Below are 22,849 nucleotides of genomic sequence, written 5' to 3'. Positions count from 1 at the left end.
CAATTGGAGAGACCAAAGTGCTTAAGAATGTAAAGATTTTCGCAATCCTGCTGGTTGGTATAACCCTGTCTGGTGCCGCTCTGGCGCAGACAAAGGTTGCGGTATTTAACCTGCAGGCCGCGATTATGAGCACCGATGTGGCCAAGACCAAGGTCAATTCACTAAAGACCAGTTCCGAGTATTCCAAGCTGCAAAGCAGCGCCGAATCAATTCGCTCAGAGCTGCAAAAAATGGCAGAGGACGCGCAGAAAAACAGTGTTACTTGGTCCGATGAGCAGAAAACAGAGTACCAACGTAAAATGAACTTCCAGCGTTCAGACTTTGAAACTACTGTTAAAAAGCTTCGCGCAATGGAAGCTCAGGTAGGACAGGAAATCCAGACTTCCCTGGGGCCCAAAGCCAAAGCCGCGCTGGAAGCGATCATCAAAGAACAAAAGTTGGATTTGGTGTTGGACGCCTCCACCGCTTATTTTGCCAATCCTTCAGTTAACCTGACTGAGGCTGTCGTAAAGCGTATGAACGCTGATAAGTAATCGATAGCCTGTATGAGAGACAATTTGTCGTTAACCCAGCTTGCGCAAGCGCTGGGTGCTGAGCTGCGTCTGGCCCCAGGGGTAGACGCAGACCATGTAATTTGTGGCCTGAGTACTTTGCAAGATGCAGGGCCGGATCAGCTGACCTTCCTGGCGAACCCCAATTATCGTCGCTTCCTCAAGAGTACATCTGCTGGTGCGGTACTTGTGACCAGGGAGTTTGTTGAGGAGACACCTGTTAGTGCCCTATGTGTGGATAATCCCTACCTAGCTTTTGCCAGGGCCAGTGCTTTATTCAATACGGCTCCAACCATAGAGGCTGGAGTGCACCCTAGTGCTGTAGTTCACTCAGATGCTGAAGTGGACCCCAGTGCCTCCATTGCCGCGGGTGCAGTAATTGAGGCATTTGCGAAAATTGGTCCTAGTGCATCGGTTGGTGCCAACTGTTTTGTGGGAGAGGGTAGTACCTTGGGTGAAGGGAGCTGCCTCTTTGCTGGTGCGATACTGCATCACGGTTGTCAGGTGGGTCGGAATGTTATCATCCATAGCCATGCGGTTATTGGTGCGGATGGCTTTGGTTTTGCTCCTCATCAGCGGGAGTGGATAAAAATTTACCAGTTGGGCGGCGTCCAGATTGGCGATGAAGTTGAAATTGGTGCCAACACCTGCGTGGATCGTGGAGCGCTAGGTGATACGGTGATTGGCCGTGGAGCCAAGATCGACAACTTGGTCCAAATCGCGCACAATGTGCAGATTGGTGACTACTCAGCCATTGCCGCATGTACCGGAATCGCCGGCAGCGCAATGATAGGGAAGCACTGTGCTTTAGGTGGTAGCTCCCGCATAGCTGGGCATGTAACGATCGCCGATGGCTGCCAGGTTACCGCTAATACCTTTGTGACCAAATCCATTGAAAAACCGGGAATCTATTCTGGCGCCTTACCCTTTGATGACAGTCAGTCCTGGCGTCGCAACGCGGTGCGCTTCGGTCAGTTGGATAAAATGGCGCGAAGAGTGAAAGATTTAGAGAGGCAACTTGAGGTATTGTCCCGCGACAGGGATGAATAGCTCAACTGCTGTAAGAAAAACAATTTTGAATTGCTGTTTTCGGGGCGTTTAACGCCCCGAAGTGGTTTCTGGGGGCATTTGGAATGATGGATGTAACTGAGATTCGCGAGTACCTGCCACATCGCTATCCGTTTTTATTGGTGGACCGAGTAGTAGAGCTCGAGGAAGGAAAGTTTATTAAGGGGTATAAAAATATCTCTGTTAATGAAGAGCTGTTTAACGGTCACTTTCCACAGATGCCGATTTTTCCAGGTGTTATGATCGTTGAGGCTTTGGCACAAGTTTCTGGAATCCTCGGCTTTAAGACATTTGGTAAGAAACCAGAGGATGGCTACCTCTACCTGTTTGGCGGTGTCGACAAGGCTCGATTCAAGCGTCAGGTGGTGCCGGGGGATAGGCTGGATTTGATGTCCGAAGCGGTTTCGGTACGTCGCAACATCTGGAAATTTTCCTGTAAGGCCAGTGTGGATGGAGAGTTGGCTGCCTCTGCGGACCTTCTGTGTGCAGTGAAGCAGGTCTAGCATTTCTGCTCGTCACTTGATGTGACCACCGAGGTGCTTTAGATAGTTTTTCCTTGTTATTTATGTGAAGTTGTAGTGTCCGAAGTGCCGCTACTTGAGGAGTAGATTCCAGAATGCAGACAAATATCCACCCCACAGCTATTGTCGATCCGACGGCGGTTATCGGTTCCGGGGTGAGTATCGGAGCCTATTCCATTGTCGGGGCCAATGTTGAGCTTGGTGATGGCTGTGAGATAGCTTCACATGTCGTATTGAGCGGGCCCACTAAGCTCGGAAAAAACAATCGCATTTATCAGTTTGCTTCGATAGGCCAGGATACGCCGGATAAAAAATACCAGGGTGAGGAAACTACCCTTGTAATTGGTGATAACAATGTCATTCGCGAGGGCGTCACTATTCATCGCGGTACTGTGCAAGACCGCGGGGAAACCACAATCGGCAGTGATAATCTGATTATGGCATATGCTCATATCGGCCATGATAGTGTTGTCGGTAACCACACGATTTTGGTGAATAATGTGGGGCTTGCCGGCCACGTTATTGTCAAGGATTGGGCAATTCTTAGCGGTTACAGTCTTGTGCATCAACATTGCACGATTGGAGAGCACGCTTTCCTGGGCATGGGGGCGGCAATCGGTAAAGATGTGCCCGCTTACGTTATGGTTGCCGGGAATCCGGCGGAGGCCAAAACCATCAATGCGGAGGGGTTGCGTCGTCGCGGTTTTTCCCGTGAGGATATCTCTTTTATCAATAAGGCTTACAAAACGGTTTACCGGCGTGGCCTTACCCTGCAGGAGGCCTTACAGGCGCTGAGAGAGTTGCGTGAACAGTCCCCTGTGATCCAGCCTTGGATTGACTCCCTGCAATCCTCAGCCCGCGGCATTGTCCGCTAACCACAATCAATTACGGGGAGTGCTGTTATTGGCCACTTCCCGAAAATAGTCTTTTCTTCTTTAGCTCGATGTTTGTAAGAGTTAGGTCTATTCCGCTCTGGGGGAATATTTAGGCGTGTCAGAAAATAATAAACCGGTTCGTATTGGTATTGTTGTTGGCGAGGCCTCTGGGGATATCCTTGGTGCAGGTCTTATAGAAGCCTTGCAAAAGCGTCTACCGGGAATTCAATTTGAAGGGATTGCCGGTCCGCGTATGCTGGCCTTAGGGGTAAAATCCCTGTTTCCGATGGAGCGTCTCTCGGTGATGGGTTTCGTTGAACCGTTAAAGCGCTTGCCGGAATTGTTAAAAATTCGCCGTACCCTGCGTGAGCATTTCACTGAGAATCCACCGGATCTTTTTATCGGTATTGATTCGCCGGATTTTAATTTATCGCTGGAAGAATCTCTCAAGGCCGAGGGCATCTGCACCGTACACTATGTCAGCCCTTCAGTTTGGGCGTGGCGGCGGGGGCGGATTAAAAAGATCGCCCGGGCCATCGATCACATGCTCACGTTACTGCCTTTTGAGGCGGCTTTTTACCGGGAAAACCAAGTGCCGGTGACGTTTGTGGGGCATCCCCTTGCGGATAAAATCCCCCTGCAGGTTAACAATGTCGCAGCGCGCAAAGAGTTGGGTTTTGAAGCTGATGACAGAATCATCGCGCTGCTGCCGGGTAGTCGTGGTGGTGAAGTGCGTTTACTTGGACCGTTATTTTTACAAACGGCTCGTTGGTGTCATCAGCGCCACCCCGATCTTAAGTTTGTTTTGCCGGCGGCCAATGAGCAGCGCCTGGCGGAATTGAAAGAGCAGCTGGAGAGTTTCCCAGAGCTGCCGGTTATCGTGCTGGAAGGGGATTCCCACAAGGCCCTCAGTGTCTCTAATTCCGTATTGATTGCCTCGGGCACGGCGACTCTGGAGACGATGCTGCTGAAAAAGCCCATGGTAGTGGCCTATAAACTGGGCAAGATCTCCTATGCCATCGTCTCCCGTATGTTACATACCACCTGGGTCTCGTTGCCTAACTTATTGGCACAGAGGGAGCTGGTTCCGGAGATATTACAGAGTGACGCGACCCCTGAAAATCTTGGGGCCGCGTTGATGCGTTATTTTGAGGATCCGCTGCTCGGCGATCAGTTAGAGCGCGAGTTTGACGACCTTCATCAACAGTTGCGAAGAAATGCCTCCGAGCGGGCGGCCGATGCTATTTGTACTCTTTTGAAGTAATGAGGTTTTAAAAATCTATGAGCATCAAAAAAGAATTGCCCCCGTACATCTGCCCTTATAAGGGGGATCTGCTTGCCGGAGTTGATGAGGTCGGCCGTGGTCCATTGGCTGGGGATGTCGTGGCGGCTGCGGTAATACTCGACCCGGCCAAACCTATTATCGGGCTGGCCGACTCCAAAAAGCTCAGTGAAAAAAAACGAGAGACACTCTTTGATGAAATCCGTGAGCGCGCTCTGAGTTTCGCTATTGCTCGGGCTACAGTCGAGGAGATCGATCAGATCAATATTTTGCAGGCGAGCCTGCTGGCAATGCATCGTGCGGTAGAGCAGTTGTCTCAGCAGCCAGAGTTTGTGTTGGTGGACGGCAACAAGAAACCGAATTGGCCTTACCCCTGCGATACTGTGGTTAAGGGGGATGGTCGCGTTGCAGCGATTGCCGCCGCCTCGATTCTGGCAAAAGTGACACGGGATCGTGAGATGGTGGAGCTGGATGCGAAATATCCAGGCTACGGGCTGGCCGGCCACAAAGGCTATCCAACCAAGGCGCATATGCAAGCCCTGCAAGAGCTCGGGCCTAGCCCAGTACATAGGGTGAGCTTCGCCCCGGTGAAGAAGCTCTTAGTGGATTTCGCCTGAGCTCAGGATTCACCAAGTTATTGGTTAACGCTCGATTTTCTTAACGCGGGCTCTGGTGATCATTTTGTCTGATACCTCTTCAATTTCCACCAGATAATTGAGGATATACAAGCTGATATTACCATCAGGGATGCTTTCCAGGTGCTCCATGGCGAGGCCATTGAAAGTCTTGGGGCCGTCGGTGGGCAGGTCCCAGCCCAGGGTGCGGTTGATATCCCGAATGGAGGTTCCGCCTTCGATCATATACCAGCCCCCTTCAACGGCGACAATTTCCTCGTCGTCGCTGGGTACTGGACTCGCAGTGAAATCACCGACAATTTCCTCCAGTAGATCCTCCAGGGTCACGATCCCCATCACTTCGCCGTATTCATCTACAACCAGGCCCATGCGGCGCTTGGTTTTCTGGAAGTTCATCAGCAGGGTAGGGAGGGGCGTGGCCTCGGGTACGAAGTAGGGGTCACCGGTAAAGGATTTCAGCCTTTCGGCAGTGAGGCTATCGGGCCCGTCGCGCAGAATTTGTGCGGCGCGACGCAGGTGGAGAATGCCCACCACATGATTGATATCTCCCCGGTAGACCGGCAGGCGCGTATAGGTGCTTTCTGCCAGTTGTTGGAGGATTTGATCAGCGTTATTTTCCAGGTCGATTCCCATGACCTCGTTGCGGGGAATCATAATATCCTCCACCGTGGCCTGGTCCAGGTCCAGCACATTGAGGAGCATACCTTTGTGCTTGCTGGGTATGAGAGCGCCGGACTCAAATACCACGGATCTTAGCTCTTCTGGTGCCAGGTGCTCGGCATCTCCACCAGAGGTTGTCTCGACACCGACTAAGCGCGCGAGGCCATTTGAAATACTACCTACTAGCAGTACAAAGGGGGTCAGAAGCCACTGAAGGGGGCGCAAAACTAGGGACGCGGGGAAGGCGATCCGCTCAGGATGTAGTGCGGCAATTGTTTTCGGGGTAACTTCGGCGAAAATAAGGATGACTACGGTAAGGGCTCCGGTGGCGTAAAGAAGGCCGGCATCACCATAAAGCTGGGTAAAAACGGCACCAGCAATAACCGACGCAAGGATATTGACCAGATTATTGCCGATCAGAATAACGCCGATCAGTTTGTCTGGGCGGGCGAGCAGTTCCATGGCTCGCTTGGCTCCGCGGTGACCATTCTTAGCCTGATGGCGCAGGCGGTAGCGGTTCAGCGCCATCATGCTGGTTTCGGAGCTGGAAAAGAAAGCCGATATCACAATCAGTAGGGCCAGCAGGCTAAACAGCAGGCCCGGGGGCATCTCGTTCAAGGGAGAACTCTTTTTATTTCTGAGCGGAGATATTGGAACAGAACAGAGACCTCCGCAAGTTTTCTAGTCATTAATAGCCCAAAGCATACAAATTAAGGGCTAGAGAGATGGTAGGAATCTACAGTTACCGACAACAAAATACTGGGGTATTGGAGTACTGTTGCCAATAACTTCCTGTCGGTTTAACTGCGATTTCCTTTTCTTATTTAACCGCGCTGAAGAATAACCTCAATTACCAGTTTGCTGCCAAAGTAGGCCAGCATGAGTGCCGCGAAGGCGCACAGAGTCCAGCGCACGGCGGTATTGCCGCGCCAACCCCACTGCCAGTGCCCCCAGAGAAGGATGTTGTAGAGTACCCAGGCGATCAGAGAGAGTATTGTTTTATGCAGGGGGCCCTGTTCAAAAAGGTTGCCCACAAATATAAATCCGGTAATCAGGGAGGCGGTTAGTAGCAGTTGACCAAAAGCGATCAAGCCAAAGAGCAGTGACTCCATACTCTGCAGAGGGGGAAGCAGCCGCATTGCGCCCACAGGCCTATGGTTGTGCAATTGTTGATTCAGGTAGTAGAGGTAGATGGCCTGCAGGGTTGCGAGGGTGAGCAGAGAGTAGGCGCAGATAGATAAAAGCGCGTGCACGGCTATACCCGAAGACAGCTGTTGGTGTGGAGCCACAGGTCCCCAGATATGGGCGTCAGCAAGCTCAGTGAGCGCTCCGATTGGGGCAAAAATAAGGATCAACAGGGTGAGTGGGCGGCTTACAGTCAGGATAAGTAGCAATAGGTTCACTACCCAGGTGATGAGTGACAGCATCGCCAACAGGTCAAAGCGGTAACCCGCGGGGGAAAACAGCGTGTGTGCCAGAGATATTGCATGTGCAATCAGTGCCCCGGCAAGCAGGCCCAGCAGGAGCCAGCGCTCGGGCTGTTGTGCGCGGGCAAGGGCCCTGGCCGCGACAATGGTGGTAGCTATATATAGCGCGATGGCCGTCCAGTGGGCGAATGCCGCCATTGGTTAGATCCGTATCTTCTAAGCAGTGGAGGAGGAGTGTGTCACAGCCCGCTTTAACAGGGAAGATCTGGTGATATTTCGGCTGTGACGGGACCTGGGCTATACTGCCGCGCCTCAGAGTGGGAGTTGGAAATACTCCCCTAAAAAATTTCGCGGCCCTCCGCATCGGGGTCCTGTCCGCAATCGGAGAAATCGAGACGAATTTATGTTCGATAACCTGAGTGACCGCTTATCGGCGGCCCTAAAAAAAGTCACCGGCAAGGCGAGCCTGACCGATGACAATATCCGCGATACCCTGCGCGAAGTGCGCAAAGCGCTGCTTGAAGCGGATGTCGCTCTGCCTGTTGTGAAGGCCTTTGTACAGCAAGTGCGCACAGCTGCTGTGGGGCAAAAGGTTAGTAAGGCCCTGAATCCGGGCCAGCAGTTCGTCAAGATTGTTCAGGATGAGCTGGTCAAGGTAATGGGTGCGGCTGCAGAGCCCCTCAACCTCGCGGTGCAGCCCCCAGCAGTGATTTTGATGGCGGGCCTTCAGGGCGCCGGTAAAACCACCAGCGTTGCCAAACTGGCCAAATACCTGCAAGAGCGGGAAAAGAAAAAAGTCATGGTGGTGAGTGCGGACGTATACCGCCCTGCAGCCATCAAGCAGCTGGAGACTCTGGCCGGTGAAGTGGGCGCGCTGTTTCATGCTTCCACTCCAGAACAGAAGCCGCTGGATATCGCCAAGGGCGCGGTGGATGCGGCACGCAAGCAGTTTGCCGATGTACTGATCGTCGATACTGCGGGTCGCCTGCATATTGACAGCCAGCTGATGGATGAGATCCGTGAGCTGCACAGTGAGCTGGACCCTGCGGAAACCCTGTTTGTTATCGATGCCATGATCGGTCAGGACGCGGTGAATACCGCCAATGCCTTCAATGAGGCCCTGCCGCTTACCGGGGTCATCCTGACCAAGGCGGACGGCGATGCCCGCGGTGGTGCAGCGCTCTCGGTGCGTCATGTCACTGGCAAGCCGATTAAGTTTATCGGTGTCGGTGAAAAGACCGATGCTTTGGAAACCTTCCACCCGGATCGTATTGCCTCACGAATTCTCGGCATGGGCGATATTCTGTCTCTGATCGAAGAGGCAGAGCAAAAGATCGACAAGGAAAAAGCCGAAAAGCTGGTCAAGAAGGTGCAAAAGGGCAAGGGCTTCGATCTGGAAGACCTGCGAGACCAGCTGCAGCAGATGCAAAATATGGGCGGGTTCGGTTCCCTGCTGGAGAAAATGCCCGGTATGGGCGGCATCGCGCAAGCTGCCCAGCAGGCGGATATGGGCAAAGAATTCAAACGTATGGATGCGATTATCTCTTCCATGACCCCTGCGGAGCGCCGCAACCCGGATCTGCTCAATGGTTCTCGCAAGCGCCGTATTGTCGCCGGTTCCGGTACCCAGGTGCAGGATCTTAACCGGTTGCTCAAGCAGCACAAGCAGATGGGCAAAATGATGAAAAAGCTCAAGGGTGGTGGTATGGGCAAGATGATGCGCGGCCTCGGTGGAATGACCGGCGGTGGCGGCATGCCCGGAGGCCTCGGTGGGATGGGCGGTATGCCCGGTGGCCTGCCCCCCGGATTCAAGAAAAAGTAAGGGTTTCCGGGGCCCTGGCGGCCCCATGAAGCGCTATACAAAACCCTGGCGGTACATTAGAATACGCCGCCTTTCAGCCGGGGGTGAGCTGCCGGCAGAGTTGTTTGGGTGACGGCTAACGCTGTCGCCAAGTATTTAAAACTACAGGAAAGTTACATGGTAACCATTCGTTTGGCTCGTGGCGGTGCTAAAAAACGCCCGTTTTATCACCTGACCGTAACCGATAGCCGCAAATCTCGCGACGGTCGTTTCATTGAGCGTGTTGGCTTCTTCAACCCGGTTGCCCGCGGTCAGGAAGAGCGTCTGCGTATCGATCGTGAGCGTGTTGACTACTGGCTCGGTCACGGCGCTCAGGTTTCTGATCGCGTCAGCAAACTGCTGAAAGAATCCGCTTAATTTGCGCGTAAGTGGTGCGTCTGTGACAGATAACGGAAACACTTCCGAGGAATTGGTCACTGTTGGACGCGTAACTACCGTTTATGGTGTGCGCGGCTGGGTCAAGGTTCACTCCTATACCGAGCCGATGGACAACATCCTGCAATTCCCCAAGTGGTGGTTGCGGGGGCCGAAAGGTTGGGAGCTCTTGGAAATTGATGCTGGCAAGCGTCATGGCAAGGGATTGATCGTTCATGTGAAGGGGCTGGATGACCGCGATTTAGCGGCTCAACTTTGCCAGCGGGATATTGCTATTGCGCGTGACCTGATGCCTGAACTCGAGCAGGGTGAGTATTACTGGCACCAGCTTGAGGGTTTGCAGGTTATCAGCCGTTTTGACGGCGAGGAACACGATTTTGGCAGTGTCGTTCGCATGATGGAAACTGGCGCCAACGATGTATTGGTTGTGCGTGGTGGGACGGATAAGCGCGAGCGCTTGATACCGTATCTGCCAGACCAGTTTATTAAAGATATAGACCTGGAAGCCGGTGTGATCACCGTCGACTGGGACCCAGCTTTTTAAGGCGCTGAGCGATGGCTAAAAGAATCGCTCTGGTAAGCATTTTTCCGGAGATGTTTGCCGCATTGACCGAGTATGGTGTCAGTGGGCGGGCCGTTAAAGATGGCCTGCTGGAAGTACGCTGCTGGAACCCTCGGGATTTCACCAGTGACAAGCACCGCACTGTGGATGATCGCCCCTACGGCGGTGGTCCCGGAATGGTGATGATGGCCGAACCCCTTTATCAGTCTCTGCAGGCGGCATGCGCCTGGGCTGGAGAAGAAGGTGAAGCTGTACGCACTATCTACCTGTCTCCGCAGGGACAGCAACTGGATCAGCGTGGGGTCGAAAGTCTCTCTAACGCTGGCAACCTGGTTTTGCTGGCTGGGCGTTACGAAGGGGTGGATGAGCGTATCGTCGAATCAATGATCGACGAGGAATGGTCCATTGGTGACTATGTCCTTAGCGGTGGTGAACTGGCTGCTATGGTGATGGTGGATGCCATTACACGGCTGATTCCCGGCGCTTTGGGGCACGATCAGTCGGCGGTTGAGGATTCTTTCTCCTCGGGCTTGCTCGACTGTCCCCACTACACCCGGCCCGAACAGTATCGGGGCGTAGCGGTACCGGAAGTGTTGCTCTCGGGCAACCACGAAAGAATACGCCGCTGGCGCCTGAAGCAGGCACTGGCGCGCACACAGCAGCGTCGGCCCGACCTTTTGGAGGGGCTGGAGCTGAACAAGGAGCAGAAGCAACTGTTGGAGGAAATTCAGCAGGAGCGGAAATCCGACGAAACTTGATGCCGGATTCGCCGGGAGGCGAGAGTAGTTCGGTGAACTAGCTGAGAAGCTACATAAACTCTATTTGGGAGCAAATCCAAATGACTAACAAAATTATCCAGCAGCTGGAGCAGGAACAGCTGAAGAGCGAAGTACCTCCCTTCGCACCGGGCGACACCGTAATCGTTCAAGTGAAAGTAAAAGAAGGTAACCGCGAGCGTCTGCAGGCGTTCGAAGGCGTGGTAATCGGCAAGCGCAACCGCGGCCTGAACTCCTCCTTCACCGTGCGTAAAATCTCCCACGGTGTTGGCGTTGAGCGTACTTTCCAGACTCACAGCCCGCTGGTTGACAGCATCAAGGTTAAGCGTCGTGGTGACGTCCGCCAGGCTAAGCTCTACTACCTGCGCAGCCTGACTGGTAAAGCCGCACGTATTAAAGAGAAGCTTAACTAAGCGCATCTCTTACAGCTCACCAAAAAGCCGGGGCAGTTGCTCCGGCTTTTTTGTATCTCAAGCAGTCCTAGTGAATATTCGCTCTCAGATGCTTTGAGAGAGTGTCACAAATGCATAGATATTTGCGCTGCTATCCTTTCTATCCCTTCTTGCTAACTTGCTAAGCGTCCATCCGTTGGTTTCCCCTTTGTCAGATCCATAGAGTCAGTCCACAAGTTGGCTATTTGCACGTAGTTACAGGTGCTCGAATATGTTAAAACGCGCCATATAAACCTGATATGGCGCGCAGCTGCCATACTGGCTGGAACTGAAGGCCGACGATCGAGTCGAACCCCATTGAGAATTTAAGGAGCAATCGGTAATGATGCTTATCAAGAAGCCGCTGGCGCTCGCTGGTGCGCTGCTCGGTCTGCTTGGCCCAGCGGCCCTTGCAGAGGTCGACGCGAATGTTGCGAAGACAATCAAAGCTCGTCTAGAGGCCAGTAACCCAAAGCCCAAGTACGGTGAAGTGCGTGAGACCCCCATCGAAGGGCTCTACGAGGTAGAGTTGGATGGTGGCAGCAGCACTCTGTTCGTCTCAGCCGATGGCAACCACTTTATCCTGGGTGACCTGTTTCAGGTGAAGAGCGGTGGCGGCTTTGCCAACCTCTCTGAAGGCCGCCGGGCAACTCGCCGGGCCAAGGTTATGGAAACCCAGAGTGTTGACGATATGATCGTCTTCTCGCCGAAGGGTGAAACCAAAGCGCGCATCTATGTATTTACCGATGTGGACTGTGGTTACTGTCGAAAACTGCACCAGGATGTACCTGAGTTGAATAAGCGCGGCATTGAAGTCAGGTATCTGGCATTCCCACGCGGCGGCTTGCAGTCGCTGGGTTATCGCAAGCTCGCGACTGCCTGGTGTGCCGATGATAGCAATCAGACCCTGACCGCATTAAAAAATCGCGAAAATGTGCCACTGAAAGTTTGCGATAACAACCCGGTCGCGGCCCAATATAAATTGGGTAATGAAGAGATCGATGTGCGTGGGACACCCACCATCGTGATGGAGGATGGCAGAGTTGTGCCAGGCTATCTGCCTCCTGCCACCCTGATTAAAGAGCTGGGTATTTAATTGCCCGCATATAAAAAAACAGCGGCTAGCCTAAGGCGGCCGCTGTTTTTTTATCTAAGCCGGACTCTTCAGCGCCACCTTGCGGGGCTGAGTCATATTCTCCGGTGCGAGAATATCGTTTAACTCCTCCTCACTCAGCAATCCTTCCTCCAAAATCAATTGCTTGACGCTCGCGCCGGTCATCAATGCCTGCTGGGCGATGCGGGTGGCATTTTCGTAGCCGATAAATGGATTTACCGCGGTAATCAGGCCGATACTGTTTTCGACCATCTGTCGGCAGTGCTCTTCGTTCGCGCTGATACCGTTGACACAGCGTTGGGCCAGGGTGTGCATAGCCTGGGTCATCAGGCGCATGGATTGCAGCAGGTTGAAGGCGATCACTGGTTCCATGACATTTAACTGCAGCTGGCCCGATTCGGCTGCGAGGGTAATGGTCAGATCATTGCCGATCACCTGGTAGGCCACCTGGTTTACTACCTCGGGAATTACCGGGTTTACCTTGCCAGGCATAATAGAAGAGCCCGGCTGCATCGGTGGCAGATTGATCTCGTTGAGGCCTGCACGGGGGCCGCTGGATAAAAGGCGCAGGTCGCTACAGATCTTCGATATTTTTACCGCGATACGTTTCATCACCCCGGAAAACATGACAAAGGCGCCCATGTCTGAGGTGGCTTCCACCAGGTTTTCCGCGCAGACAAAGTCGATATCAGAAATTTCCGACAGTGCCGACACAACCAATTGACGATATTGCGGATCGGTATTAATTCCCGTGCCGATTGCGGTACCGCCCATATTGATTTCATTAAACAGTACGACGAGCTCTTTAACTCGAGCGACATCTTCGCGAATAGTTGCAGCGAAAGCGGCAAATTCCTGCCCGAGAGTCATGGGGACTGCATCCTGTAACTGGGTGCGGCCCATTTTAATCACGTGGGAAAATTCCTTGGCCTTGCCATCAAACTCGATGCACAACTCTTCCATGGATTGCACCAGGTCGTTGTAACTGAGTAGTACCGCTAGATTGATGGAGGAGGGGTAAACGTCGTTGGTGGATTGCGACAGGTTGACATGGTTATTGGGGTGAACGTTTTTGTATTCTCCCTTATTGTGGCCTAACAATTCCAGGGCGCGATTGGCAATTACCTCGTTGGCATTCATATTGGTAGAAGTGCCGGCACCACCTTGAATCATGTCTACCAGGAATTGATCGTGCAGTTTGCCATCAATAATTTCATCGCAGGCTTTGGCAATTGCCGCTTTCAGGTTTTCTTCGAGGTAGCCGAGTTCGCAGTTGGCGTGAGCCGCAGCCTTCTTCACCATAGCCAGCGCTTTGACCAGGTTGGGGAAATGGTTGAGGGTAATACCGGTGATTTGGAAGTTTTCCAGGGCGCGCAGGGTTTGAATGCCGAAATAGACATCGGCGGGTACTTCGCGCTCTCCGAGCAGGTCTTTTTCGATGCGAAATTCACTGCCGGCAGAGAATACAGGCATAGGTTTTAGGGTGTGGAAATCATTTGTCATGATACTTTTGCTTTCTCTTCATCTGCATAGGGGCAAGCGCACCAGTAGCCAGTATTAAGCTGGGTTCCAGGCTGCCCGTAGTTGTCATTATTCGGGCCTCTTGGTTGGGCCCTTAATAGAAATTTATGATTAAAGTGGGGTGGCAAAAAAACTCTGTGGACCTTCAGTATTGGTCGTCCGGATATTTTCGCGAATGCTGCGATTAATCTCGTCCGAGTCCGGGCCAAATACACCACACAGTTTTAATGCGTTCTTGATGCTGATATTTCTTCCGAGCGATTCCAACAATACTTTTGTGCATACGGGTTCGCGCCGGTCACTGGCGGAGGCACCCAGTTTTAATCCTGATAAATAACTGACCCGGCTCTTGTAAGTGGGGTACAAAATTGTCTGGGCAATTTCATTGCGCGTCAGCGCTTCATAGCCGATCAGAAAAATACGCTCCGAGAGAAAAAGCAGCATGCCTTTGTAGCGGGATTTGTACCACTCCTCCCTGTCTGGGTAGCGCATGCGCTCGAAGCGCTGGAAATAATATCCTTCCCCGTCGGACTCAATATGCAGCAGGCTGCGAATGATGTGATCGGGAAAGGTCATTGAATAGTGGTATTCAAAGTAAAAACCCAGGTATTTATCTGCGCGGCCTTGGGACTCCCGCATTAACAGATCAATATCCGTGGAATAGGGGCGAGAAGGTTCAACGGTAGTGTGGGTGCTGCGTACCCGAACAATTTGCTCAAACTGTTCCGCGGGCATCAGAATTTCATGAGGTTCAACACCAAAGAAATGGCAGATCTTATTGAGGGTATACTGTGAGGGCTGGGTATTACCGTTTAGATATTTGTTAAATTGCGCCCGGTTGACACCCATGCGCCGACATACTTCGGCGATCGAGCGGTAAAAGCTGCACAGCAAGCGCAAGTTTTGTGAAAAATTATTGCTCATCAAGGAGTATCTGCTTCTGGCCTAAATGCCCAGTATTTCCCATCTAAACGAATACTTGGCCATATTTGGCCGCCCGATAAAAAGTAGCTGGGATTTATATTTGCAGCGATAGACTGGCAGAATCTTCTTTATGCACTGCTCAATGAATCCCGTTTGGTTTTGCTAGGGTGTACATTCCCCACACAGCGGGGTTTCCATCAGTGTTTTAACTTCACTGCTGGTGTAATTCATGGCCAGCAGATGATTCAATTTGGCATAGCAGGCTTCACTGGTCATATCCAGGCCACCGATTACACCGGCGCGCAGTAGCGCAGAGCCTGCAGCGTACTTGCCGAGATCCACATGGTTTTCCAGACACTGGGATACCGCCACACAAATAATTCCCAGTTCTGCGGCTCTTGTCAGTTGGGCGGTAAAGGCCTGGTCGTCGGTGGGGGCGTTGCCGGTACCGTACGTTTCAATCACTATGCCGCGCGGACGGGCTTCAATAATCTTGCTGAGGAACAGTGGTGTTATTCCGGGGAATAGTTTCACCAGTACAACATTGCCATCGGCGTTTTCGGGAATTTCAAATTGTGGTGTGTCGCCGTGCATCAATAAAGCATTGGGGTCGATATGCACCTGAATACCCACTTCGCCGAGGCTCGGGTAATTGGGACTGGCAAAGGCATCCAATGAACCGGAGCTGACTTTTACCGCGCGATTGCCGCGCAGCAGCTTGCCATTAAAGTAGAGGCAGACCTCCCCGATACTGTCCGAACCGCTCAACAGCAGGGCGGCGATTAAATTGTTGTAGGCGTCGCTGCGCATTTCCCGCAGGGGAATTTGAGAGCCGGTTACCACTACCGGTTTGGCCAGTCCCTGCAGGGCGAAGGACAGCGCGGAGGCGGTATAAGCCATAGTATCGGTGCCGTGCAGCACAACAAAGCCTGTGTAGTGGCTATAGTTGTCGCGTATCAGGGAGGCGATGCGGTACCAGTCCTGGGGTTGCATATTGGCGCTGTCGAGGAGTGGGTCGAGGGCCTGGAAGTCGTAGCTCGGCAGCTGGCCGATCACATCCTGTAGCAGGCGCTGCAGAGCACCTTCGAGATCGGCGTCGGGCACATAGCCGGATTCGCTGCGGCGCATTCCCAGGGTTCCGCCGGTATAAAGGATAAGGGTTTTTTTCATCACTCGACCGCTATCTGAGTCCGTTTTTCAGTGCGCCCATTTTTTGGAAAAGGCGCGGTGGATGCAATTTCGCAGGTTGCTGGTACCTGATGCTGGTAGATGCTCTTATAGCATCTACTGAGGATGGCTCCTATTTCAAGGGGATCTTTAGGGTGACAAAAGTTTCGCTCGCCCCATTGCCTAGGCTAGGGTCTGGCTGGCGCAATTTTATTGACTTTTTTGCTTTCGGCTCGGTAAGGTTGTCGATCTTTTGTTAATTTTATTTGTTTTTATTGCGTCTTCTCCTGGCGCAGCAATTTAGGTTGGGGTGCATTGCCGGGAGCCTAGGCGCGGAGGGAATTTGTGAGCGCAACAATTGAAGACGTCGCAGAGGCGGCGGATCAGGTGCCTGCGGTAGAGCCGCAGCGTGCAGTGCGCATCGGTGTTTGCGGTTTGGGCACTGTGGGCAGCGGAACGATTAATGTCCTGGCGCGCAATGGCGATGAGGTGGCCGCGCGTTGTGGTCGTGCGGTGGTGATTGAGCAGGTCGGAGCCCGCCGCGACAACCCCGATTGCGATACCAGCCAGCTAAATGTCACCCGCGATATCTTTGAGGTCGCCCACAATCCCAATGTCGATATCCTGGTGGAATTAATTGGCGGTACTACGGTAGCGCGCGAGCTGGTTCTGGTAGCGATAGAAAACGGCAAGCATGTGGTGACAGCGAACAAGGCGCTGATCGCCGAGCACGGCAATGAGCTGTTTGAGCTGGCCGCACAAAAGGGGGTCACCATTGCCTATGAAGCGGCCGTGGCCGGCGGCATCCCTATTATTAAATCCCTGCGCGAAGGCCTAGTGGGCAACCGCATCGAATGGCTCGCCGGCATTATTAATGGCACCGGGAACTATATCCTCACAGAAATGCGCGAGAAGGGTCGCAGCTTTGATGAGGCCCTGGCTCAGGCACAGGCCCTCGGATATGCGGAAGCGGACCCGACCTTTGATGTGGAAGGTATCGACGCCGCGCACAAGCTGGTGATTATGGCCTCCCTGGCTTTCACTATCCCGCTCGCCTTTGACAAGGTGTATACCGAGGGTATCAGCCGCATTTGCCCGGAGGATATCCGCTATGCCGACGAACTCGGCTATCGCATTAAGCACCTGGGTATCGCCCGCCGCACAGAGCAGGGGGTGGAACTGCGGGTACACCCAACCCTGATTCCCCAGCGTCGCCTGATCGCCAACGTAAATGGTGTGATGAATGCGGTGTTGGTTAATGGTGATGCGGTGGGCCCAACCCTGTATTACGGCGCAGGCGCCGGTGCCGAAGCCACTGCCTCGGCAGTGATTGCCGATATCGTCGATGTAGCGCGCACCCTCGATGCCAAGCCGGATCAGCGAGTGCCCGCTGCCGGGGTGGCCTTGGCAGAGCAGGGCGATACCCTTGTTTTGCCGGAGGAAGACGTGGTCACCAGCTATTACCTGCGTATTTCCGCTCACGACAAGCCCGGTGTTATGTCCAAGGTGGCAACGATCTGCAGCGATCAGGGCATCAGTATTGAGGCTCTGATTCAGCACGAGCCGATGGATGGGGAAGAGTTAGTCCCGGTGGTGATTCTCACCAGTCGTGCCAGAGAGGCCTGCCTGCGCGAGGCAGTCGCGCAGATTGAGGCCCTGGATACGGTCGAGGGGGAAGTGGTGCGCATTCGCGTGGAGAGCCTCGGCTGATCCTTACCCCCTTTGCTATATGGCGCCGTTCCATAGGAGTCGGCGCCAGTTTTCACTATTGCCCACGAGATCCAAGAGCGAAATAACATCGTGAAATTTGTCAGCACCCGCGGCCGCGCGCCGTCTCTCTCTTTTGCCGATACCGTCCTCACCGGGCTAGCCAGTGATGGCGGTCTCTATGTGCCCGAGTCACTGCCGCACTTTTCCAGAAAGGATATTGCGGCTATGGCGGGTATGGATTACCAGCAGTTGGCCTTTGAAATTATTCGGCCGTTTGTGGGAGAGGATCTCAGTAAGCGGGAGCTGCGCGATATTATCGGGCGCTCATACAGTCAGTTTCGTCACAGGGCGGTAGCGCCTTTGGTGCAGACTGATACCAACGAATGGATTCTGGAGCTTTTCCACGGCCCAACTCTGGCCTTTAAAGATTTTGCCCTGCAGTTTCTCGGCCAGTTGTTCGATCACCTGCTGGAAAAGCGCGGTGAGCGCGTGGTGGTGATGGGGGCGACTTCCGGGGATACCGGTTCGGCGGCGATTGAAGGCTGCCGCCACTGCGACAATATCGATATTTTTATTCTGCACCCCCACAACCGGGTCTCAGAAGTACAGCGCCGGCAGATGACCACGGTGCTGTCGGACAATGTGTTCAATATCGCCATGGAAGGTAATTTCGACGATTGCCAGAATATGGTGAAGGCCAGCTTCGCCAACCAGTCCTTTTTGCCCAACGGGCGCCGCTTGGTGGCAGTGAACTCCATTAACTGGGCGCGTATTATGGCGCAGATTGTCTACTACTTTTACGCGGCCTTGCGCCTGGGCGCGCCGGAAAAAACCGTGAATTTCTCCGTGCCCACCGGCAACTTCGGCGATATTTTTGCCGGTTATCTGGCGAAGCAGATGGGTCTTCCTATCGACCAATTGGTGATCGCTACCAATGCCAACGATATCCTGCACCGCTGCATCAGCGATAACGACCACACCCCCAAGCCGCTGGTGCACAGCCTGTCGCCCAGTATGGATATCATGGTGTCCAGTAACTTTGAGCGGCTGTTGTTCGATCTCTACGGCCGCGACGGTACGGCGGTGGCGAAATTATTGGCGGATCACAGTGCACCTATGCACTTGAGCGAGGTGGCCCTGTTGCAGGCCCAAAAGACATTTTCCAGCTACCGGGTCGACGATGCGCGCACTATTGAGGTGATCCGCGAGCAGTACCAGGCGACCGGCTATCTGCTCGACCCCCATACCGCAATTGGTGTCGAGGCCGCGAGAAGGGTGCGCCGCTCCGCCGAGCGGCCCATGGTTTGCTTATCCACCGCACACCCGGCAAAATTCCCCGATGCCGTGGCGCAGGCGCTGCCACAAACCGAAATTCCCCTGCCGGCCCATATGCAGGACCTCTGGCAACGCGAAGAGCGACTCAAGGTACTGCCCAACGACTTGTCCCAGGTGCACGACTATATGGCGACCATGCTGTCCGAAGGGCGCTAGCTGGCGCAGACTTCGCAGCGAGGGACTTGGCGGCCGGATAAAAAAGCTGAGAGAGAATGAGTACAAGAATTCAGCGGCGGCCAGTGGATCTCTCCACTGGCCGTTTTGCTTCTGAAACCCCAAAAATTTTGCAGAGAGTGTTGCTCGGTCGCGGGATCGTCAGCGAGGAAGCCCTGGACCACAGCCTCGCCAAGCTGCAGCAGCCTCAGTCAATGCGTGGGCTGGATACAGCGGTGACACTGCTGGTGGAAGCCGTGCGGGCGCAGCAGAAGTTCTTAATCGTCGGTGACTTCGATGCCGATGGTGCCACCAGCAGCACGCTCGCCGTACTGGCACTGGGGGCCATGGGAGCGCCGGACGTGGACTTCTTGGTGCCGAACCGTTTCGATTTTGGTTACGGCCTCACCCCGGAAATCGTAGAGGTGGCCAAGGATTACACCCCGGATATGCTGATCACCGTGGATAACGGCATCAGCAGTATCGATGGGGTGGCGGCGGCCAAGGCCGCAGGCATGACAGTGATTGTAACCGATCACCACCTGCCCGGCAGCGAGCTGCCGGATGCCGATGCCATTGTGAACCCGAACCAGCCGAATTGTGAATTCCCCAGTAAGAATCTCGCCGGTGTGGGAGTTATCTTTTACCTGTTGAGTCGTCTGCGCAGCGCCCTGCAGGAATGCGGTTGGTTTGCGCAGAGCGGTATTGCCCCGCCGAATATGGCCGAATATCTCGATTTGGTGGCGCTCGGCACCGTGGCAGACCTGGTGCCGCTGGATCACAATAACCGCATCCTGGTTCACCAGGGTATTGCTCGTATCCGTTCCGGTCGCTGCCGCCCTGGTATCTCTGCCTTGTTAGAAGTGGCCGGGCGGGACCAGCGCAGGCTTTCCACCACCGATATTGGTTTTATCCTGGGGCCACGTATCAATGCGGCCGGGCGTCTGGATGATATTGGCACCGGCATCCGCTGCCTCCTGACCCGCGATCCCAGTGAGGCTCGTGAGCTGGCGGGGGAGTTGGATATGCTCAACCGGGACCGCAAGGCCATCGAGCAGGGTATGCAGCGGGAAGCTCTGGCGGCGTTGGAAGAACTACAGCTGGAGGGGGAGATTCCCTGGAGCCTGTGTCTCTACGATGCCAACTGGCATCAGGGGGTGGTGGGTATCCTCGCCAGCCGTATCAAGGAGAAATTCCACCGCCCGGTAATTGCCTTTGCCGAAGGAGACAACGGCTTGGTCAAAGGCTCGGCGCGCTCTATCTCCGGTTTGCATATCCGCGATGCCCTGAGCGATGTGGCTGCAGCCAATCCCGAGTTGATCAGTAAATTCGGCGGTCATGCCATGGCCGCAGGGTTGAGCCTGCCAGCGGAAAACCTCGATGCGTTCCGAGCGGAGTTTGAGCGAGTGGTGCGCAAGCGTCTGGATGAAAATCAATTACAGGCGGTGATCGACTCCGATGGTGAGCTGGATATTGCAGACTACAACCTGCAAACCGCAGCCATGTTGCGCGCCTGTGCACCTTGGGGGCAGGCGTTTCCCGAGCCGGTCTTCGATGGGGAGTTTCTGTTGCTGCAGCAGCGTATTGTCGGCGAGCGTCACTTGAAGATGGTGGTGGCTCCGCCGCAGGCGCCACAGCTGGCCCTCGACGCTATCGCTTTTAATGTGGACACAGACCAGTGGCCGCAGCCTACCGAGCGAGTACGCCTGGCTTACAAGTTAGACGTCAATGAATTTCGTGGGCGCGAATCCCTGCAGTTAATGGTGAACCTGCTGGAGGCCATATAGGGCTTCCTTTGCAGAGAGTTGTGAATGGCTTGGAGCTTATTCGCAGCAGTAATAAAAAGTGGTTGGAAGTAAAAAGTAGTGAAACGTAAACAAATCCAGGCCGAAGTCCTGCTGTTGTTAGCCGCTCTTTTCTGGGGCGTCGCCTTTGTGCCACAAAAGATCGCCATGGCGGATATTGAGCCGCTGGCCTTTAATGCTTGGCGATTTTTCCTCGGGGGCTTGATTCTGGTACCCATCGTTTACTGGCTGTCCTCCCGCAGGGATGCCCAGCCCGGCGAAGTGGATGGGCACTCTGTTATTCATCGCTGGAGAGCCTGTTTACCCGGCGGAGCGCTGCTCGGTTTTTGGTTATTTCTCGGTGCGGCGCTGCAACAGATCAGCCTGCTCTACACCACTGCCGGCCGCGCCGGTTTTATCACCGGGTTTTACCTCTTGCTGGTGCCGGTCATCGGCTTGTCCCTTGGGCATAAAACCAACCGCTGGACTTGGGCCGGTATTGGCCTGGCTTTATTTGGTCTCTACTGGCTGGCGGACTTCAGTGAAGAGTCTCAGCTAGTTGGCGACCTGATGGTATTTGCCAGCGCTTTTGTCTTCGCCATTCAGGTGCTCTCTGCGGATCGCCTGGTGAAACGCTACGATGCGCTGCGCCTTGCCTGTATCCAGTTTCTGGTTTGTGGTCTGTTGTCGGCCCTGGCATCGCTCTTCACCGAACAGGCAACGATACAGTCCGCTGTGGATGCAGCCTGGCCGATCGCCTACATGATGATTTTCTCCACCGCGCTGGCATTTACTTTCCAACTGCTGGCCCAGCGCCACGCGGCACCATCCCATGCCACGGTAATTATGAGCTTGGAGGCGGTATTCGCCCTGGCGGCGGGCTGGTTATTCCTTAATGAAATGCTTAACACTACGGAATTGATTGGCTGTGGCCTGATGCTGGCTGGGATGCTGGTAAGTCATTATGGGAACCACAGTGGTACCCATCACTAGGAAAATACAATGGAATTGTCTGTGCTCGCGCTTTTTGTCCCCGCCAGTTTTTTTGTCTCGGTAACTCCGGGGCTGTGCATGATGCTGGCCCTCAGCCTTGGTATTACAGTGGGGGTGCGCCACACCTTGTGGATGGTGATTGGCGAGTTGGCGGGAGTCGCTTTGGTGGCCTTGGCTGCGGGGCTCGGCGCGGCGGTAGTGATGGTGCAATACCCTGCGATATTTCAGCTGTTTAAATACTGCGGCGGTGCCTATCTCGCTTGGATAGGTATCCAAATGTGGCGCTCTCAGGGGCAGCTGGCTTCTCTGGATGAGGCACAGAGGAGTGGCCGGCCTTCAGCAAAGTCACTAATAGCCCAGGGGTTTATCACTGCCGTTGCCAACCCCAAGGGCTGGGCCTTCTTTATCGCCCTGTTGCCGCCCTTTATCAACCAAAGCAAGCCTTTGGCACCACAGCTCTCTGTGTTGATCGCCACCATACTGTTGCTGGAAACCCTGTGCTTGCTGATTTACGCTGGGGGTGGTCAGGCCCTCAGTCGCCTGTTGGAACACGCTGAAAATGTGCGTTTAATTAACCGTATTTCCGGTACTTTGATGTTACTGGTGGGAGCCTGGCTGGCCCTGTCTTAAGCTGGGTGGCCATTGCTTTATGGAGGAAGTTTGATGGTGAAAATAAAATTGTCTGCTCTGCTGGTGTTGACCTTACTGGCGATGGCGGCCTGCGGTGGAGCCAAGGAGGAAAAGGCTATGGAAAATCAGGTGGAGAATACTCCGGGCTCCAGTCAGCCAGAGGTGGCGGCCAATCCTCCCGTAGCTAGGCAGGGTGAGCTGGTTTGGGTCTATCGCAAGAGTGGCCGTAAGCAGTGCGAGGGCGGTGGCATGACGTTACAGCAGAGCCGAGCCAAGCTGCGGGAAAACGGTTTGATGGTGCAGGAATCCCGCTGCGGTGTGCGCACAGATCGAATGTTTCCGGCCGTCTGTGGTGCGCCCACCGGGGATATTTTGTTGCACCTGATCAGTATGGATGCCTTGGATGCGGCCCTGGAGTTGGGTTACGACCCCGCAGAAAAAATGCAGTATCAATTTTCCCAGTGCCGGGATAACAGCGCCTAAGAACAAGGTCT

23 protein-coding genes are annotated in these 22,849 nt (G+C 54.1%); 18 read left to right on the top strand and 5 right to left on the bottom strand.

Annotated elements, in window-relative coordinates:
- Positions 1-17 precede the first annotated feature (17 nt).
- The 6 genes from ACXAFI_RS12795 to rnhB all read left to right on the top strand — a co-directional run bounded on the left by ACXAFI_RS12795 (position 18) and on the right by rnhB (position 4,914).
- Positions 18-533, top strand: coding sequence for an OmpH/Skp family outer membrane protein (locus ACXAFI_RS12795; protein ID WP_152452494.1), 516 nt, complete (start codon positions 18-20; stop codon positions 531-533).
- A gap of 24 nt (positions 534-557) precedes the next feature.
- The gene (gene lpxD / locus ACXAFI_RS12790) at positions 558-1,601 is read left to right on the top strand and encodes a UDP-3-O-(3-hydroxymyristoyl)glucosamine N-acyltransferase (protein ID WP_475109119.1); all 1,044 of its coding nucleotides are present in this window, start codon (positions 558-560) and stop codon (positions 1,599-1,601) included.
- Positions 1,602-1,684: 83 nt separating this feature from the next.
- A complete protein-coding gene (fabZ, locus tag ACXAFI_RS12785) occupies positions 1,685-2,122 on the top strand; it encodes a 3-hydroxyacyl-ACP dehydratase FabZ (RefSeq protein ID WP_152452498.1) in 438 nt (145 codons plus the stop codon).
- A 113-nt stretch (positions 2,123-2,235) separates the two neighbouring features.
- On the top strand, positions 2,236-3,015 hold the full coding sequence (gene lpxA / locus ACXAFI_RS12780) for an acyl-ACP--UDP-N-acetylglucosamine O-acyltransferase (RefSeq protein ID WP_475109118.1): 780 nt from the start codon (positions 2,236-2,238) through the stop codon (positions 3,013-3,015).
- A gap of 115 nt (positions 3,016-3,130) precedes the next feature.
- Positions 3,131-4,279 (top strand): lipid-A-disaccharide synthase, encoded by a 1,149-nt coding sequence (gene lpxB, locus ACXAFI_RS12775; protein ID WP_475109117.1) that lies wholly within the window; start codon positions 3,131-3,133, stop codon positions 4,277-4,279.
- A 17-nt stretch (positions 4,280-4,296) separates the two neighbouring features.
- Complete coding sequence (gene rnhB, locus ACXAFI_RS12770) at positions 4,297-4,914, top strand: ribonuclease HII (protein WP_475109116.1); 618 nt, start codon at positions 4,297-4,299, stop codon at positions 4,912-4,914.
- A gap of 24 nt (positions 4,915-4,938) precedes the next feature.
- Here rnhB and ACXAFI_RS12765 read toward each other — a convergent pair whose 3' ends face one another.
- Positions 4,939-6,210 (bottom strand): HlyC/CorC family transporter, encoded by a 1,272-nt coding sequence (locus ACXAFI_RS12765; RefSeq protein WP_475109115.1) that lies wholly within the window; start codon positions 6,208-6,210, stop codon positions 4,939-4,941.
- A gap of 206 nt (positions 6,211-6,416) precedes the next feature.
- The gene (locus tag ACXAFI_RS12760; RefSeq protein ID WP_475109114.1) at positions 6,417-7,217 is read right to left on the bottom strand and encodes a cytochrome C assembly family protein; all 801 of its coding nucleotides are present in this window, start codon (positions 7,215-7,217) and stop codon (positions 6,417-6,419) included.
- Positions 7,218-7,422: 205 nt separating this feature from the next.
- Here ACXAFI_RS12760 and ffh point away from each other — a divergent pair, with 205 nt between their 5' ends.
- The 6 genes from ffh to ACXAFI_RS12730 all read left to right on the top strand — a co-directional run bounded on the left by ffh (position 7,423) and on the right by ACXAFI_RS12730 (position 12,120).
- Positions 7,423-8,841 carry a signal recognition particle protein gene (ffh, locus tag ACXAFI_RS12755; protein ID WP_444921559.1) on the top strand — a complete coding sequence of 473 codons (1,419 nt, stop codon included), beginning with the start codon at positions 7,423-7,425 and terminating at the stop codon, positions 8,839-8,841.
- Between the two features lie 156 nt (positions 8,842-8,997).
- On the top strand, positions 8,998-9,237 hold the full coding sequence (gene rpsP, locus ACXAFI_RS12750; protein WP_226648429.1) for a 30S ribosomal protein S16: 240 nt from the start codon (positions 8,998-9,000) through the stop codon (positions 9,235-9,237).
- 22 nt (positions 9,238-9,259) lie between these two features.
- Positions 9,260-9,799: a ribosome maturation factor RimM gene (rimM, locus tag ACXAFI_RS12745; protein WP_475109113.1), complete on the top strand. Its 540-nt coding sequence runs from the start codon at positions 9,260-9,262 to the stop codon at positions 9,797-9,799.
- Positions 9,800-9,810: 11 nt separating this feature from the next.
- On the top strand, positions 9,811-10,575 hold the full coding sequence (gene trmD / locus ACXAFI_RS12740) for a tRNA (guanosine(37)-N1)-methyltransferase TrmD (RefSeq protein WP_475109112.1): 765 nt from the start codon (positions 9,811-9,813) through the stop codon (positions 10,573-10,575).
- Between the two features lie 74 nt (positions 10,576-10,649).
- Positions 10,650-11,006 (top strand): 50S ribosomal protein L19, encoded by a 357-nt coding sequence (rplS, locus tag ACXAFI_RS12735; RefSeq protein WP_286037023.1) that lies wholly within the window; start codon positions 10,650-10,652, stop codon positions 11,004-11,006.
- A 361-nt stretch (positions 11,007-11,367) separates the two neighbouring features.
- Positions 11,368-12,120 carry a DsbC family protein gene (locus tag ACXAFI_RS12730; RefSeq protein WP_475109111.1) on the top strand — a complete coding sequence of 251 codons (753 nt, stop codon included), beginning with the start codon at positions 11,368-11,370 and terminating at the stop codon, positions 12,118-12,120.
- A 54-nt stretch (positions 12,121-12,174) separates the two neighbouring features.
- On the opposite strand, the gene aspA is transcribed toward ACXAFI_RS12730, so the two are convergent.
- From aspA to ACXAFI_RS12715, 3 genes are all read right to left on the bottom strand, one after another.
- The gene (gene aspA, locus ACXAFI_RS12725) at positions 12,175-13,641 is read right to left on the bottom strand and encodes an aspartate ammonia-lyase (RefSeq protein ID WP_475109110.1); all 1,467 of its coding nucleotides are present in this window, start codon (positions 13,639-13,641) and stop codon (positions 12,175-12,177) included.
- Between the two features lie 129 nt (positions 13,642-13,770).
- A complete protein-coding gene (locus ACXAFI_RS12720; protein ID WP_475109109.1) occupies positions 13,771-14,583 on the bottom strand; it encodes a helix-turn-helix transcriptional regulator in 813 nt (270 codons plus the stop codon).
- 162 nt (positions 14,584-14,745) lie between these two features.
- A complete protein-coding gene (locus tag ACXAFI_RS12715) occupies positions 14,746-15,753 on the bottom strand; it encodes an asparaginase (protein ID WP_475109108.1) in 1,008 nt (335 codons plus the stop codon).
- A 384-nt stretch (positions 15,754-16,137) separates the two neighbouring features.
- On the opposite strand from ACXAFI_RS12715, the gene ACXAFI_RS12710 reads away from it, so the two are divergent.
- The 6 genes from ACXAFI_RS12710 to ACXAFI_RS12685 all read left to right on the top strand — a co-directional run bounded on the left by ACXAFI_RS12710 (position 16,138) and on the right by ACXAFI_RS12685 (position 22,838).
- Positions 16,138-17,460, top strand: coding sequence for a homoserine dehydrogenase (locus tag ACXAFI_RS12710; protein WP_475109823.1), 1,323 nt, complete (start codon positions 16,138-16,140; stop codon positions 17,458-17,460).
- A gap of 90 nt (positions 17,461-17,550) precedes the next feature.
- Complete coding sequence (thrC, locus tag ACXAFI_RS12705; RefSeq protein WP_475109107.1) at positions 17,551-18,951, top strand: threonine synthase; 1,401 nt, start codon at positions 17,551-17,553, stop codon at positions 18,949-18,951.
- Positions 18,952-19,007: 56 nt separating this feature from the next.
- Positions 19,008-20,735, top strand: a complete 1,728-nt coding sequence (recJ, locus tag ACXAFI_RS12700) for a single-stranded-DNA-specific exonuclease RecJ (protein ID WP_475109106.1) — start codon at positions 19,008-19,010, stop codon at positions 20,733-20,735.
- Positions 20,736-20,813: 78 nt separating this feature from the next.
- Positions 20,814-21,725: a DMT family transporter gene (locus ACXAFI_RS12695; protein ID WP_475109105.1), complete on the top strand. Its 912-nt coding sequence runs from the start codon at positions 20,814-20,816 to the stop codon at positions 21,723-21,725.
- A 9-nt stretch (positions 21,726-21,734) separates the two neighbouring features.
- On the top strand, positions 21,735-22,355 hold the full coding sequence (locus ACXAFI_RS12690; protein WP_475109104.1) for a LysE family translocator: 621 nt from the start codon (positions 21,735-21,737) through the stop codon (positions 22,353-22,355).
- A 33-nt stretch (positions 22,356-22,388) separates the two neighbouring features.
- Positions 22,389-22,838 (top strand): hypothetical protein, encoded by a 450-nt coding sequence (locus tag ACXAFI_RS12685; protein ID WP_444921569.1) that lies wholly within the window; start codon positions 22,389-22,391, stop codon positions 22,836-22,838.
- Positions 22,839-22,849: the final 11 nt, after the last annotated feature.

This window comes from Microbulbifer sp. ABH2_005 (assembly GCF_056160005.1).
The sequence above is the reverse complement of the archived record's forward strand: the minus strand, read 5'-3'. Positions and strand labels throughout refer to the sequence as shown.